The 15549-nt window shown below is 54.2% G+C and carries 14 protein-coding genes and 1 pseudogene; 7 read left to right on the top strand and 8 right to left on the bottom strand.

Annotation, left to right across the window (positions count from 1 at the left end):
* Positions 1 to 289 precede the first annotated feature (289 nt).
* Positions 290 to 1129, bottom strand: coding sequence for an ABC transporter six-transmembrane domain-containing protein (locus ACIQ2T_RS06670; protein WP_397590145.1), 840 nt, complete (start codon positions 1127 to 1129; stop codon positions 290 to 292).
* A 528-nt stretch (positions 1130 to 1657) separates the two neighbouring features.
* On the opposite strand from ACIQ2T_RS06670, the gene ACIQ2T_RS06665 reads away from it, so the two are divergent.
* The 5 genes from ACIQ2T_RS06665 to ACIQ2T_RS06645 are packed head-to-tail and all read left to right on the top strand — an operon-like array spanning position 1658 to position 7421.
* A complete protein-coding gene (locus ACIQ2T_RS06665) occupies positions 1658 to 2524 on the top strand; it encodes a TauD/TfdA dioxygenase family protein (RefSeq protein ID WP_397590144.1) in 867 nt (288 codons plus the stop codon).
* A gap of 12 nt (positions 2525 to 2536) precedes the next feature.
* Positions 2537 to 3391 (top strand): CmcJ/NvfI family oxidoreductase, encoded by an 855-nt coding sequence (locus ACIQ2T_RS06660; protein WP_397590143.1) that lies wholly within the window; start codon positions 2537 to 2539, stop codon positions 3389 to 3391.
* A gap of 39 nt (positions 3392 to 3430) precedes the next feature.
* Entirely contained in the window at positions 3431 to 4426 is a 996-nt protein-coding gene (locus tag ACIQ2T_RS06655; RefSeq protein ID WP_397590142.1) for a phytanoyl-CoA dioxygenase family protein, read from the top strand.
* Between the two features lie 35 nt (positions 4427 to 4461).
* Complete coding sequence (locus ACIQ2T_RS06650; RefSeq protein WP_397590141.1) at positions 4462 to 6618, top strand: molybdopterin-dependent oxidoreductase; 2157 nt, start codon at positions 4462 to 4464, stop codon at positions 6616 to 6618.
* A gap of 41 nt (positions 6619 to 6659) precedes the next feature.
* Positions 6660 to 7421, top strand: a complete 762-nt coding sequence (locus ACIQ2T_RS06645) for a class II aldolase/adducin family protein (protein ID WP_397590140.1) — start codon at positions 6660 to 6662, stop codon at positions 7419 to 7421.
* A 3-nt stretch (positions 7422 to 7424) separates the two neighbouring features.
* Here ACIQ2T_RS06645 and ACIQ2T_RS06640 read toward each other — a convergent pair whose 3' ends face one another.
* The 5 genes from ACIQ2T_RS06640 to ACIQ2T_RS06620 all read right to left on the bottom strand — a co-directional run bounded on the left by ACIQ2T_RS06640 (position 7425) and on the right by ACIQ2T_RS06620 (position 12499).
* The gene (locus tag ACIQ2T_RS06640; RefSeq protein WP_397590139.1) at positions 7425 to 7916 is read right to left on the bottom strand and encodes a VOC family protein; all 492 of its coding nucleotides are present in this window, start codon (positions 7914 to 7916) and stop codon (positions 7425 to 7427) included.
* Positions 7913 to 9151 carry an amidohydrolase family protein gene (locus ACIQ2T_RS06635; protein WP_397590138.1) on the bottom strand — a complete coding sequence of 413 codons (1239 nt, stop codon included), beginning with the start codon at positions 9149 to 9151 and terminating at the stop codon, positions 7913 to 7915. Before ACIQ2T_RS06635 ends, ACIQ2T_RS06640 begins: the two co-directional genes overlap by 4 nt.
* A 108-nt stretch (positions 9152 to 9259) precedes the next feature.
* Positions 9260 to 10846, bottom strand: a complete 1587-nt coding sequence (locus ACIQ2T_RS06630; RefSeq protein WP_397590137.1) for a GMC family oxidoreductase — start codon at positions 10844 to 10846, stop codon at positions 9260 to 9262.
* Complete coding sequence (locus ACIQ2T_RS06625; RefSeq protein ID WP_397590136.1) at positions 10843 to 11238, bottom strand: nuclear transport factor 2 family protein; 396 nt, start codon at positions 11236 to 11238, stop codon at positions 10843 to 10845. The genes ACIQ2T_RS06630 and ACIQ2T_RS06625 overlap by 4 nt, the downstream gene beginning before the upstream one ends.
* A gap of 31 nt (positions 11239 to 11269) precedes the next feature.
* Entirely contained in the window at positions 11270 to 12499 is a 1230-nt protein-coding gene (locus ACIQ2T_RS06620; protein ID WP_397590135.1) for a cytochrome P450, read from the bottom strand.
* Between the two features lie 112 nt (positions 12500 to 12611).
* Here ACIQ2T_RS06620 and ACIQ2T_RS06615 point away from each other — a divergent pair, with 112 nt between their 5' ends.
* Both ACIQ2T_RS06615 and ACIQ2T_RS06610 read left to right on the top strand, forming a co-directional pair.
* Positions 12612 to 13820, top strand: a complete 1209-nt coding sequence (locus ACIQ2T_RS06615; RefSeq protein ID WP_397590134.1) for a GntR family transcriptional regulator — start codon at positions 12612 to 12614, stop codon at positions 13818 to 13820.
* A gap of 344 nt (positions 13821 to 14164) precedes the next feature.
* On the top strand, positions 14165 to 14671 hold the full coding sequence (locus tag ACIQ2T_RS06610) for a cupin domain-containing protein (RefSeq protein ID WP_397590133.1): 507 nt from the start codon (positions 14165 to 14167) through the stop codon (positions 14669 to 14671).
* A 169-nt stretch (positions 14672 to 14840) separates the two neighbouring features.
* Here ACIQ2T_RS06610 and ACIQ2T_RS06605 read toward each other — a convergent pair whose 3' ends face one another.
* Together ACIQ2T_RS06605 and ACIQ2T_RS06600 are read right to left on the bottom strand one after the other, a co-directional pair.
* A complete protein-coding gene (locus tag ACIQ2T_RS06605; protein ID WP_397590132.1) occupies positions 14841 to 15377 on the bottom strand; it encodes a nuclear transport factor 2 family protein in 537 nt (178 codons plus the stop codon).
* 79 nt (positions 15378 to 15456) lie between these two features.
* Positions 15457 to 15549: pseudogene (locus tag ACIQ2T_RS06600) on the bottom strand (integrase catalytic subunit); the annotation flags it as partial.

Genomic DNA, 15549 nt, shown 5'->3' with positions numbered 1-15549 from the left:
AATGGCCAAGGTGATCCCGATGCCGAGCCCCGCACCCGCCTGATCCGGAATGTAAGCCCGCGCGCCTGCATTCCAGACCGCCTAACAATCGTCACTACAGGCGAGTTTTTCAACAGAATACGCCCAATTTCGGCCATTGTACCGAAACGAATACGGTGATCGCCGCAGCGGCAGCTTTTAGGCGACCGTCACCACTTTAGGAACGGCTACAACTGGGTGGTAAGCTGATTGTCCGGTTTTGAGGGAGCAACTTCAAAAAGCAGACTTCAGATACGGATCGAGAATAAGTTTAATCCTGTGGCACGACAAAACGGCGGTCAAGATCACGAATAACGGAAAAACGCTGAACGAGCACGGGAACCATGTCCAACATTCCTATGATGCGCCAGATGTAAGCGAAGACAGCGTATACATCGCCCGCCTTCACGTCGCCCGTGTATCCCAGACGGAGCAGCGCAGCCAGAAAAAGCGTGATGACGGCGACTTCCATAAGGCCAAATGCTCTTGCCTCGGCGTCGGACAGTTTAACGCGCCATCCGCCAAGCGCCTGAAAATGACGGGTGACGGCTGCCATGCTTCGCTTTTGCAAAACACCCACTTCCCGCTCCAATCGGTCATTAAGCCGAAGCGTTAGAGCCGAGGACCGACGTGAAAGCCAGATATTTATGGCCGCCAAAGGTGGCAGCAGCGCAATGCAAAACGCCCCCACGACCGGATCAAGCCAAACCAAAGCGGCAACGCCTACAATCATGCCTGTTGTCGCGTAAAGCGTCTGAGGAACGTCTTTCTCAAAGAAATCCACATATTCGCGCGAAAGCGATGCCCGAGCAGCGATACGGTCGCCTGCAATGTCGGCACGACGCGCAACTGCAACGATGTCAGTAGCAAACACCGCATAGATACGTGTGAAAATGCGGGTATCGACCATCTTGGTCGTTACCTCGAAGATCATTGTCAGAATATGTGCGCCAACTAGCCAGCCAATTGCCAAAACATTGCCATCGATGACACCATTGATTGCAAACGCTGTAGCAAGTGGATAAATCGCCTGAGCTAGGCTACTAAGCGTCGTTAAACTGTAAGCCAACGCCAAGCTTCGCCAATTTTTTAATGCGATTTCTGCAAGCATGATTTTGTCGCATTTACGGCACGGCTTGCGTCCTTGCAATATCTTCTGTTCCTCCGATCGTTGGTTTCTATATCGCAACAAAACGCCTTACAGTCTGCGGCCAATGCAGCCAACTGGCGTCTGATATTGAGCACTTCATATTTGGAGTTCATCGTCCGAAAATGGGTCGGTAGCGGACAGGCTGCTTTCAAAGCGAAATCGCAGAAAGTCGACATTAGGCTGTCCATCCTGGCAACGGGGGTTCGCGCTAAAATGCCGTCGCGCTCTGCGCAAAATTGGGCCTTTTGAAAGAAGTCGTTCATCCCTTCTGTAGCCAAGTTAACATAGCTTTGGGAACCAGAAGAGGCAGATCAGTTTCAGCACAACAGGACTTTGCATTTTCCGCGCGCGCATCGAGTCACACATTTTATAGCCAGTGTCCGCGCTATACTTCTTTCGACTCATGGCCGATCAAAAGCCCAAAAACCACGCGGCGTGAATAACAAATGCTGCGATACTCTAAACGAAGCTATTGAGAGGGAGTGCATAGTGACCGGGACCTTACAGAACGCCTATTTTTCAGTTCAGCCGATAGCTGGATCTATAGGTGCACGCGTGGAGGGAATAGACCTTGCGCTGCCAATGCATTACGATGCCTTGGAGGCTCTTCGAGAAGCATTTCGGGATCATATGGTCCTTGCATTCCCAGGCCAAGCGCATTTGACAGCCCAAGAGCAAGCTCAGTTTGCTGCAAACTGGGGCGATTTGCAGAAGTTGCCGCGAGGTACGGTTGATGCTGATGGATTGATCCTGCAACTCAAGACCGGCGGTGAAGAAGACCAGCGCGGCAAGAACCGCGATTTATCTGATGCACAGAAGTTAGCACGTCCTGATATCTGGCACGCCGATCAGACCTTTGAGCGCTGTCCACCGCTTGGTTCTTTTCTTCTAGCTCGGCAGTTGCCACCAGTTGGCGGCGATACGATGTTCGCCAACCAGTATCTTGCATATGAGACCCTTTCCGCGCCGCTGCGTAATATGCTGGATGGCCTCACAGCGCTTCATTCGGGAGAAGGATATTATGAGGCGATCGGTCTCAATCCGGCCGATGCACCACGCAATACACACCCCGTCATTGTCGTTCATCCGGAAACCGGAAAGCGGTCGTTGTTCGTTAACCGCATCTGGACGCGCCGTATTGTGGAGTTAAGTGATACAGAAAGCGAGGCTCTGCTGAAATTTCTTTACGAACATTCAGTTCAGCCGGAATTCACCTTCCGCCATCACTGGACTGAGGGCGATTTGCTGATGTGGGACAACCGCTGTACCCAGCATTACGCAATCAACGATTACGGCCGCAATGTTCGCATCATGCACCGCGCCACGGCCCTTGGTCATATGCCTATGGCGGGTTGAAGGAGAGAGAGCATGAACCGGGCAGAACAAACACTTGCAGGCTTGCCGGCAATTACTGCAACGATGAATTATTTGGGCGACACAGCCGAAGCGCCGTTTATGTATTACGTCGATCCGCCAGAAGGCCAGCCGTTTACGAACGTCGTTGATGATGCACGCGAGGTGCAGATCAGCGATGTGAGCAGCGCTCTTGATCGATTCTCTATAGATACCGATGGGTTTGAATTCGTTGCGCACAATCACGAATTTGCGGATTTTGATGATGATGCGCGTGTCCGCGAAGAATATTTCCCCATCGTCGAGAAATTCTTTCGGGACTTTTTGGGCGTCGATAACGTGGCTGTTTACGATTATTCAGTGCGGCGACCTGATCATGGTGCGGCGCGACCCGATGGAATTCCAGTTGCCGGTAATTCTCGCCGTCCTATTCGGCGTGCGCATGGCGATTTCGCTCTCGTTAGCGGAAAAAACTTCGGTAATGAAATGGTACCAAAGCTTGGAAGAGATCCAGCTTTAGATCGCTATCGCAGTTTTAATTTTTGGCGCCCCATTCGTGGACCTCTGACTGATACACCGCTCGGCTTGTGCCACCCGGCAAGCGTGGTTGAGGCGGATCTTGTGCCGATGAAGCAATTCTTGGGTGAGCGGATAAATCACATCAGCGCGCTGCGGCACAACCCAGATCATCGCTGGCTTTATCGCCGCGCCATGGAGAGACACGAAGGGATTGTTTTTAGCAGCTACGATTCAACCCTGCCATGCGCGCGCGGCGTAGTGACTCATGGAGCATTCGATGACCCAACAACGCCTATAGACGGCATCCCGCGCGATAGCATAGAGATCAGGGTGTTAGCGGTAGGCGGATGACGGGTCATTCATTATGAGCAAACATAGGAGTGAGGCCAATTGAGTGCAGGACTGTATTTACCCGATGCGGTTGATCTTGATGTTCTGTCCATCGAACCGCACCGCACTTTCGACATATGCAACCCGTTGTTGGACAACAGCCGCGCGATAGAAGAATTCTATCGCGAAAACGGCTATCTGTTTTTCCGCGACGTGCTCGATCAATCCTCGATTCTGCAGGCCCGCGATGCCATGCTGGCGATTGCGGCGGACTGTTACGGACTGGTCGAAAAGGGAGATGCGTCGGCGAGGTGGACAGGAAAGCCACTAGGCGAAGATTGGTTCGAAGAGGATCCGGTTTTTGCCGGAATTTCGAGGCGATTAGTGGAAACACCGCATAATCTTGAAGTTTTAGCGCGCTGCCTAAGCGAAACTGTCTGCTTGGTGCCTAATGTAAATTACCGGCTCTACCCGCCGGGTGGACCCGTCACCGGTGCACACCAAGATGGCTTTTTCAGCCCAGGAATCGATGCTTTTCGGCCACTTTGGATTCCGCTGGTGCCAATGTCCCGCGATGTGGGTGGCTTGATTGTTGCGCTAGGGGAGCACAAAAATGGCTATTTTCATAACCTTGCGCCGGGCAAAGCCTTGCGTATTCCGCAAGGTGTGATCAATCCTGAAAGTTGGGCCACCGCCGATTACCAGCCAGGTGATCTGCTCGTGGTGCATCCCTCCACGCCTCATGCGGGCATGCCTAACCGTTCAGACCGTTTGCGTATCTCGCTCGACGTGCGCATTCAATCTGCCGCTAATCCCACAGCGTTTGCAGGCATCGTTACAGCTGTTACGTCCACTTCAATCAGCATCGCTGCGGATGATGGTGGAATCGGAGAGATTACGTTGAGCGTGGACGCCGATACCTTCATCCGCGTACTCCACCCCGGCATTCGCGAGCCTTTTGACCGTTTTGTTGAATACACACAGCCCGGTATGCGGTTAACGATTGTGCGGAACGCAGATCGTGCGATGATGCTGCGATCGGGGTCGAATCCGTAAAGGAATGGTCGGCCGATGACGGGGAGAGTAAAGCGATGTCGGCCCGATTGAGGCAGGAAAAGTCCTATTGCCGTATTTGTTCGGGTATGTGCGGGCTGACGATCACGATTGCGGATGATCGGATTGTTGGTGTCAGTGGCGACAAGGACCATCCGCTCACGCGCGGCTTTGCCTGTTCTAAAGGGCTGCAAGCGGTTGAAGCGCATTATGGCAAGGATCGTTTGCTGCGCCCACTAAAGCGCAAGGCCGATGGCGCATTTGAAGAGATTTCGTCTGGCCAAGCTCTTGATGAGATTGGCGCCAAATTGCGTGTGATCCTTGACCGTGATGGTCCCGGCGCGATTGCGGGATATCGCGGCACAATCAACGTCTATAGCGCTTCGGCAGCACATATGCTGCGCGATTGGCTCGGATCCTTGGGATCGACCGCTTATTATACCACCATGACGATTGACCAGTCCGCCAAGTTCGTGACTGCACAGAGACTAGGCGTATGGATGGCCGGGAAGCAATCGTTAACAACCGCAGACGTCATGCTTTACGCTGGCAATAACCCGCTTGTATCATTGGCCGGACCGGGCCTCATGCACAACCCCGTCAAGACGTTGAAAGCGGCCAAGGCACGGGGCATGAAGCTGATCGTGATCGATCCGCGCGAGACAGAGACAGCGCAGTTTGCCGACCTGCATTTGCGCCCCAGACCGGGCTGTGATGCCATCCTTGCCGCAGGGTTCCTGAACGTCACCCTCACCAACAATTGGCACGATGCGCAATTCTGTGGGCGTTTCGTCAATGGGCTGGATGATCTGGCTAAGGCCGTTGCGGGGTTCACTCCCGCATTTGTCGAAGCGCACACCGGCATTCCTGCCAGCCAATTGGCAGCCGCCGCGCATATGTTTGCAGCGCCTATCGAGGGTAGGCAAAAGCGCGGCATCGCGAATGCAGCAACCGGCGTGACAATGTCGCCTCATGGCAATTTGGCAGACCATCTTTACGAATGCCTCAATGTGATTTGTGGGCGTTTCGTCAAAGCGGGCGAGACCATCCCGCAATCCGCGCTGATGCAGCCAGCTTACCCGGCTCTGCCTGAAGGTATATTCCCGCCCAGCCGTGATTGGGAGAATGGCTGGAAAAGCCGAATTGGAGGCTATGGTACACTGTTTGGCGAACGCATGACAGTGGAACTGGCCGACGAAATACTCACTCCCGGCGATGGACAGATCCGCGCATTGTTTGTGGCGGGCGGCAATCCAGCCAATGCCATTCCTGATCAGGCAAAGGTTGAGCGCGCATTTTGCAACCTCGATCTGCTGGTCACTATCGATCCTTACATGACGACAACAGCGCAACTCTCGCACTACATATTGCCGCCCAGCGCCTTCTTCGAACATGCCGATATGCTTGCGGACCGCGTCTATTCAGGCGGCCTGATCGGGCAGCCGCTCGCGCAATACACCCCCCCGCTCGTGCCACCACCGGCGGGCGCTGATGTGGTCGAAGACGCAATCGTGTTCTGGGAGTTATCGCAGCGTATCGGCATTCAGCTCATGTTCGATGGCGTGCCGCTCGACATGGGCATGCGGCCAACGCTGGATGATCTCCACGAAATTCTCCTGCGCAATGGTCCGGTCGATCTCGCCACGCTGCGGGAGCATAGCGGGCAGATATTGCCTTTGGATGAAATCCAAATTGTTTCAGCCGGCGCTGAAGATGCTGCGCGCTTTGCCGTGATGCCCAACGATGTCAGTGCAGAACTCAAGGCCGTCATCAGCGAAGCCGATCTTTGCTGCTCCACAACGGCCGAAAGCCCATTCACACACGTGCTGATCTCGCGTCGCATCCGCGATGCTTCAAATTCGATGTACCGGCAATTGCCCTCGGTGCGCAAACGCTTGCCGGTAAATCCGCTCTGGCTTCACCCGGATGATCTTGCCGGGCAGGGTTTGCAGGAAGGCCAATCGGTGACAATCGTCTCAAAGCATGGTCGCATCACGGCGAGCGTAGCGGCCGATGTGACAATGAAGCGCGGTGTTGTTTCCATGACGCACGGATGGGGCGGATTGGTCGCAGACCAGATGAACGGGTGCGCGCAGGGTGTCTCCGTCACCCGCCTTGTCAGTTCGACAGAAGATTTAGAACCAATAAACGCGATGCCGCAGCAATCGGCAATTCCCGTTCGTCTGGAACACTGATATCCTCAAAGTATTGCGAAACCCTCTATGGAAGGTCCCCCATGCAGCACGTAACCCCCGCCAATGACGATGAAGCGACCGAATGGGATATCCGCAGAAACCTTGCCGCATTCTATCGCATCGCTGCGCATATGGGCTGGGATGACCTGCTCGCCACGCACATCTCGGCGCGGTTGCCCGGTGACGGCGAGGTTTTTCTGATTAATCCGCTGGGCCTTTTGTTTGAAGAAGTGACCGCCTCCAACTTGGTGAAGGTCAATGGTGAGGGCCAAGTTCTCGGAGCCAGCGAGTATGGCATCAATCAAGCCGGTTTTGTTATTCACAGCGCGGTGCATCGCGCTCGTCCCGATGCCGGATGCGTCGTCCATCTGCACAGCCGCAGCGGCGTGGCGGTTTCAGCGACGAAGGATGGACTACTCCCATTAAATCAGTCAGCGATCATTCTTGGACAAGAGATCGCGTTTCACGATTTCGAAGGCATTGCCTTCGATTTGGATGAGCAGCCCCGACTGGCGCAAGATTTAGGCCAAAGCAACGTGATGTTCCTGCGCAATCACGGTACGCTTGTGCTGGGATCATCCATAGCAGAAGCATTTGCCCGCACTTATTCGGTCGAATGGAGTTGCGATGTGCAAGTGCGCACGCTGGGCATGGCGGCGCCTCTTTATTCCGCCGCGCCCGACGCCATTGCCACTGTGGCCGCGCAAACCAGCGGGGACTGGTTGGCACATTATGCGGAAAACCTTCTGTGGCCCGCGATCGTCCGCAAAGTTACCCGGCTTGATCCTAACTTTGCGGACTGAAGCTTAGAGATTTGGAATTTTCTGCACGACCCCTTCGGTGACTATCTGCTGCAATTCGATCACGTTACCGAACGGGTCACGGCCATAAACAGTTCGCACGCCTGAACTGTCAATCGGGTTGCAGTGAAAATCGATACCAGCAGCCGTGAGCGTTGCGTGGATTGCCATGGTGTCCTCCACATCGAAACACAGGTGGGTAAAGCCCAGTTCGTTTACCCCCCGCTCCGAAGTGGCGGGCACCGGTGCGGGGGATGCATATTCGAACATTTCAATATAAATGTTTGCGGCGGCCAGGAACATCATCTTGGCGGCCGTTCCGCGCAGCCGGGTCAGGCGGTCCATCTGTTCAGAATCGGCCCATGCGCTGCACCCCACTTCCTTAAGCCCGAGCATATCGACATAAAACGCCCGTGCTCGGTCAAGGCATGGGACTGACATGCCCACATGATGGATTCCGTTGACGCGGCCTGGAAATGACCCCTGTGCCTCGGTCACAGGCGATTCCTGACGATCTTCCCATCTGCCATAACCAGCTTCAATGATTCCGCAGGACGCGAAAGGAGCGTCGCATCGCCTAGCAAATCTCCTTCTACCACGATCAGATCGGCCATCGCACCGACTTCCACAACGCCTACCCGCGCCGGCTCATCGACCAGCAGCGCACCGCCATTGCGTGTGCCCCAAGAGAGCACATCGGCAACGCTCAGCCCATCAATGCCTGCATACATCGCAATCTCTTCGGCATAGCAGCCCACAAAGTGGCCAAAGCCCGGTGTGCCACCATAATCATCGCCCAGCAGAATTCGCACTCCAGCCTTGTGTGCGATTGGCAGCATTTTGCGGTATTGCGCTTGTGCACGCAGCATATCGGGATCATTCGCTGCCCAAAGCGCCACACCAAAATCGACATACCGCAAGCTGGGGATCCAGAACGTTCCGGCCTTGGCCATGCGTTCGATGCACTCCTCATCCACCTCATCGCCATGGTCGATTACGTCGATGCCAAGATCAAGCGCCTCCATGATCAAATCTTTGGTGCAGGCGTGTGACCGCACCAACACACCGCGCCCGTGCGCGGCTTCAACAACGGCGGCGATTTCCGCACGGGACATGTTGCGCATCCCCACACGGACAGGAATGCCATGGCCAGCACTGGAGTAAATCTTGATGATCTCGGCCCCGGACCGAATTTCCTCGCGCACCAATTTCGTCATCGCATCGGGACCATCGGCAAACACATCGGTGCCGGGAACGCTGGCGATATCCCACCACCGCTGTGGGCCGTTGTTATCACCAGTCGTGCCCACATGATGACTGCAAGCACGGATGCGTGGACCTTCCACGATACCCTCGGCAATCGCCATTTTAAGCTGCGGATCGGTGTTGCTCGAACATGCTGCGCCGATAAAGCCAGTATACCCGGAATCGAACATTACGCCGCAGGTGCGTAGCGCAATCGCCATCAGCACGCCCGGCGGGCGCTCCTTGCCCAAGGTCTGGCCCGATGCGAAATCTTGAGCAGAATAAGCGAACAAATCTGCATGCATATGCCCCTGGATCAAGCCGGGCATAACCGTCCGCCCTGCCACATCTATCGCCCCTTCAACCGCCGGAGCATCCGGGTTATACGCCGCCACCGCAGCAATCACATTGCCCTCGATCCGGACGTCAAAGCGTCCTTCGTGCAACTTCGTCCCGTCAAAAAGACATGCATTGCGCAGTTCTGTCATGGCATCCTCGCTATTTTACTTTGTCTCTCATTTATTCAAAAACGATCCATATGGGCCGATAAATGCATTGAGTCATAGATTTTTGTAACCACCGGTTTTGGGCTGCCATCACTCAGCCATTATCAGCTTGGCCGCATGCCATGCCATGGCGGTGACGGGTCCGTTGGTGTTTCCCGAAACTTGGCCTGGCATTACCGAGCAGTCCATTACGCGGAGGCCGTCGATCCCGTGGACCCGAAGCCTGGGGCTCACCACCGCAAGGTTGTCCGTTCCCATTCGGCAAGTGCCCACCGCATGGGCTGCTGATTGGTCGGCATGGGTGGCCGCAATGATATCGTCGTCACTTTGAACGTCAGCACCCGGTAAATGTTCTGCGGCAACAACATCGCGCAGAGGTGCGGATGAAAAAATAGTCCGCATCCAGCGCGCCAGCGCAACCGTACGCCTCCTGTCATTATCTGTCGCAAGGAAGTTCGTCACAATTAATGGCGGCGCGTTCATATCTGGAGAACGCGGGACAATAAAGCCGGCACTTTCTGGCCGCAATGCATATCCGAACGCGGTCAGCCCATGCCAGTCGTGCATCCGCACGCCGCTGGTACTTTGGAAATCTGCCGCCTGTCCGGAGAGGGTGATCTGCAAATCAGGCCGAGCTTCATCAGGGGAACTACATGCCAGCGCGTTAACGTCGAACGTCCTGGCAAGCGGACCACTGCGGTTGAAGCCATAGCGCAACACGTTCGCTGCTAGCCGCAGTCCCGAATAGTCGCGGTTTCGAGAAATTGGTCGGTTAAGCTTTACCTGAAGCGAAAGCAACTTATGCTCTCGAAGGTTCGTCCCGACACCTGGCAAATTGTGAACGACCGTGATTCCTGCTTGGCCTAACGCTTCTGCAGGCCCGATTCCCGCTTGCATCAATAACATCGGAGAGTGAATTGCGCCCGCGCATATTATAACTTCACGCCCGTAGTGGCACTGACCATTGAGCATTTCCACACCGACAACCCTGCGTCCTTCAAGCAGCAGCCGCTTAACCGAGACGTTGCAGCGAACCTCAAGATTAGACCGCCTCAGGGCAGGCCGCAAAAAGGCAGATGCCGCACTCATCCTGCGCCCTCTCGCAATTGTGCACGGCGTTGGCCCAATCCCAGCCTCGGCAGTTCGATTCAGGTCTTCATGTTCGGCAAGACCCGCCGCAACACCTGCTTCGATCATAAGCCTCCCCAATTGGTCAAGCGGTTGTATCGAAACCTTCAGCGGGCCTCCTATTCCGCGCACGCCATCTGCACCTGACTGGTGATCTTCGATTTCACGAAAGGCCTGGGCCATCGTCTCCCAACCCCAACCCGAAGCCCCTGCCTTTTCCCATTCGTCGTAATCGTCGCGGTGACCGCGCAGATAGATCATTCCGTTGACCGAACTTGATCCGCCCAACACTTTGCCCCGTAGCCAGATATGGCCATTTGCTGCCGGGTGAGAATCTGCCTCGGTCTGATAATACCACATGACTGATGGATCCATCACCGTCTTGCCATAGCCTGCTGGAACAGTCAGGGTCATGCGGTCGTCGCGTGGACCCGCTTCAAGTAGCAAAACTTTATGATCCCACCTTTCAGAAAGACGCGAAGCGAGCACACAGCCTGCCGAGCCTGCGCCGACGATTATAGTGTCAGCACCGTGCTCTGAAGAAATCATCCCAAGGTTTCCATGGGATGGGCATGGATGTGCCTGGATTTAAACAACCACTTTCCGCCAACTTTTACAAAATGATCAGCATATCCTCCGGCAAACAGGATTGAGATACCTTGTTCGCTTGTTGTCGTAACGACGATATAGCTGCGTCCGGTTGCTTCTTCACCAGCTATGTCGATTACGCTGTTAAGTGTAAGGTGACGACCAGCTCGGATTGAATCTCCGCTTCCGGCATGAAGCTCTTTCATTCCAGAATGGCCTTTGTAATCGCCGAACACGCCAGTGAAGGCAAAGTCTTCAGTGAACAAGGTGCACAGACGATCCGGATCGCTTGCATCGGTGAAGTAACAGTAGTCTGCAAGCAGGCGGCGGATATCGGCTTCATCTTCAGTCATGACTTCTCCTTTGGCTCGTCTGTAAGGGGTTTCAGGCCGATGCCGGCCAAGCGAGGGGTAAAGTGCCAAGGCCCAAAACAGCCCCGCCGATCCCTACCGGTGGATTGCCCTCCACCAGATGAAATTCCGGAATCCGGCGCATCCACTCTTCAAGGAAAATGCGAATCTCCATGCGAGCAAGATGCATGCCGATGCAACGATGTACACCTGCGCCAAAATTCACTTGAAGGCCGGGGTCACGATCAAAATCGACTACCATAGGGTCCACATATTTGCTGGAATCAAGGCCCGCCATACTAATGATAGATAAGACCGGATCTCCGGCCTGCATCTGCACACCATTGAATTCCATGTCATCCCGAACTGCCCGTGCAATGCAGGGCACACTGAAACGGCGCAGCAGCTCCTCAGTCGCACGCATGACCTTCTGATCGTCGTTGAGGATCGAAGCAAGTTCTGCCCGCCGTTCCGGTGCCTCCGCCAGCCACCGCGTTACAAATGAGAGCGTGTTAACCACTGTATCAAGTCCTGCCAGAAGCAGGGTCACGACCAGCGTACGCAATTGATCAAAATCGGTCAGCTTTCCATTAATCTCGTAATTGGCGATCCGGCTTAGCAAGTCATCTTGCGGGTTTCCTCGGCGCTCTCGCAGTTTTAAATCGGCATAAGCGCCAAGTGCCATCGCACCGCCAATGCGATCTGCTTCAGTCGCGCCGCGCATACGCTGATGGGCGCACTCCAATAACTGCTCTCGGTCAGAATCAGGCAGGCCCATTAATCCAAGGAAAACGCCAATCGGCATCCGCTGGGCGAAGTCCCCTACAAATTCACAATGACCGCTATCAATGAAATTATCGATGAGTTCATTTGTCAGCTGACGAATATGCTTTTCCATCCCCACGATCGCACGCGGCGTAAAAGCTGGCTGCAGCATTTCGCGAAACGGCGTGTGCTCCGGCGGATCAGCGCCTACAGGAGGCTGTGGATAAGGGCCCTGCACCAGTGTACGCGGAATGGCTGGAGGGTATGAACTGAACTTCTCGTAATCCCGCAGCACCGCGCGAATGTCGTCAAAGGTCCAGACAATCCAATGGCCTCCGTTGCGCGGTGTATAAATCATCCGCGGTCCGCCATCGAGCGCCTGCAACCATGCGGTATAAGGATCGGCTTCAACCCCGAGTATGGCAAAATAGTCGATATCACGGACCAACTCAGGCGGTACGTGCAAAGGAATAGCTCCATCCAATGTTTGTGCGGGCATTCTCTCTCTCTGAATATGCTAATTTTTCTAAGTGTGCTGCGAAAAGATCGCAATTGCAACCAGCTTGACATTCAGTCATACATTATGAGTTAATGACCCAAACTTTGACCCAGTGAGGGATTTCCGATCCCCAGCTTATACCGACGCGGGGCCTGACCCCGCCTCCTTGCTTGCCCGACGGGTGGCACGGGAAATTCAGGGTTGGATCATAAGGAAAGACTTGCCTGTTGGTGCGTTCCTTGGCCGCGAAGCCGATTTGCAGACCCTAATGAATGTAAGCCGCCCAACATTGCGGGCTGCAATTCGCTACCTTGAGATCGCGGGCCATGTCGCTACGAAAGCCGGCGTTGGTGGCGGCGTGTTCGTTGGGGATATGAGCCAGAGCCCAGCAATCGTTGCACTGTCGCGCCATATCGTGATGCTCGGTCAGCCGCTGCCGCTATTCTTTTCGGTTTATATGCCGTTCTTTGCAAAAGTGGCCGTGCTTGCCGCAGCAAATGCCAGTGATAGTCAGCGTTCCAAAATCAGCAATATTGCCACGCGAATGGAGTTGGAAGAAGATTGCCTTGCTGCATTCCGTCCTAGTCGGCTGGAATTGCGTACCCATATCCTTGAGGCGACGGGCTGTCCGGCCATAGAACTCGTAGGTGCGGCGCTGTTCACCAGCTACACCCGAATTCTCGAAGGCGAACTCAAGCTGGGTGAAACCGAGCACGAGAAGGTGCGCATCGTAAAGCAAGCCGAAGCCAGGTTTATTACCCCGCTGGTTAACGGTGATCGAGATGCGACGCTTTCGGCATTCAGCGCTGCAGCGAAACTTGAGCGTGCGATTACGATGGAGACAATAATAGCCGGCATGCTTCCTGAACGATCTATACCTGAGACACTGTTTGCGGCGGTTCCGGAGGCTCCTAAAGAAAGCAAGTTGGCAGAACATGTCATCCGCGCGATGCGCCGCGATTTGCATCATCAACACGCGGCAGGCACCCCCTCAATCGGATCAATTTCCGAACTTGCAGTGCGATACGGTGTAAGCCAAGAAATATGCCGAGAAGCCCTTGGGTTGCTCTCGCTTCACGGACTCGTTGTAATCCGCAGAGGGCGCGGCGGCGGTGTGTTTGCAAATATGCCCAGCTTGCGGGGGCTTGAAGTTGTTATCGATCCAGAACTGCGCCTGTGTGGGGGATTACAGGAGTTGCATGATTTACTGACGGTAATTCGCGAAGAGTTTGGATCGGAAGGGCTGCTAGAAAAAGACAAAGTGGTTATGATTACCTTTTTAGATGAACTTATAGAGCGGGTAGACGTCGCAAATCTGTAAGCCCGTAACCTGTCTAATGGAGACAAGAAAACTCTAGATTAGTTTAGGTTAAGCTGGCGCCAACTTGCAATGACCGTGCACGGTTACCTCTCGCTTTGACCAAATATGTCGCTACTCTTTTTTTAAAGCCATAATTCTCGGGCGTTGGCTCGCGAAGAACAGCGGCGCCTTCTTTAACATGTCCCGCGCCTCCTTGAGCCAGGTATATATCAAGTGACCGGAACCAGACCATTACAAGTCCAGTCTGCTCTGCATGACGTCTGCTGCAACTAGCTTACTGGGTCTATGATGATCTTTGAAAACATAGTATTGAGTGCACACAGATTTGCAAAAAGGAGACGAAAATGGACAGCGCTAATGGGATCCTTATCTATCGTAGCGCCGATGCTCCGACGCTGGAAGCATCCGGATGCGAGATCCATGTGCCGATGACGGATCTTCAAATTGCAGGCGTGACCAAGATAGCCGATGCAGGTTATGGTGATGGTTACAAGGTCAATGTTCTCGTTAATATTCCTGGTTTCAGCTTGGTCTGGCTATGGTTTAAACAAAACTTCCCTCTGCCTTTGCACAGCCATGACGTTGATTGCCTGTATTTCATCATTGCCGGTTCGCTTAAGCTAGGGACAGAAACTCTGGGCGTGAAGGACAGTTTTTTCATACCGGCCGATGTACCCTATAATTACAAGGCCGGGAATGAAGGTGTTGAGGTTTTGGAAATCCGTCATGCCAATCAATTCGAATTCCGTAACCTAGCGAAAAACATGGCGTTTTACGATAAAGCCGTAGAAACTGTCTTGGCAAACCGGAGCGCCTGGCAAAATGCCCCCCCTTTGACGAATGTAGTATAACGGTGCATCACATGGGATCTACAAAAGGACTGCGTACTCGGGGGTAGCGCGCTGAGCTTTGATGAAAATCATGCAGAAGCGATGAACATTGCCACACACATAGAACATAAGCTGCTGAGCGTAGGCTCTTCCGGTGATTTATGGGCAGGGCGCCGGCCGATTATCGCCTCTAGGCTGTGAAAATACCTCGGGCAGGGTCATCGGCTGCGTGTGAGCCCCACTTAGCAACTATGTTATCTCTTACTACGGTGTTCCAATCATAGCTTGAAGGGGCCGTTAGGGCCCAGTCCGGCTTTACATGACGATGCATTATGCGCCATTCGCCATCGCGCTTTTCCATCGTATCGATAGTTCGCGATCCGGTCTGCAAATCTGTGCGCGTGCCATCCGGCTCGATCATGCGGCAATAGGCAAACATATAGGACACAACGGTTGCGATGTTTCCCGCAAGCTTGATCATCACATTACTCATGTGGTGTGAGGTAGTGTCCATTTCATTGGAAACCTGCTGCGCCGCGCTATCGACAAATGCGTGGGCATTTCCATCATACCAGATGTGGTTCTCGGTCGCATCTGGCCAGTAAGTTGATTTCCAAAGGTCAATATCGACAAGATCCGTGCCGAGCGCATTACGGTAGATGCACTCTTCGATGGCAATGCGATCAGAATGCATTGTTAGCAGTTCGAGTTGAGCCGCAGCGTCCACAATTTGTCTCCTAAAATAGATGGTCAAAGATCCGCTAGGCGCTAATGACCGGCCCCCACTGAGTGGTTCGACCTGTTTGTTAGCGCATGATCGCCTCCTTGGCCAGTGTTGGCCGAAGGTGGAGCGCAGCGGAACCGGAGGACGGCACTGGCCAAGGATAGGCCTCTGGCGC

Source organism: Sphingorhabdus sp., from assembly GCF_044357595.1.
GTDB lineage: Bacteria > Pseudomonadota > Alphaproteobacteria > Sphingomonadales > Sphingomonadaceae > Sphingorhabdus_B.
The sequence above is the reverse complement of the archived record's forward strand: the minus strand, read 5'-3'. Positions and strand labels throughout refer to the sequence as shown.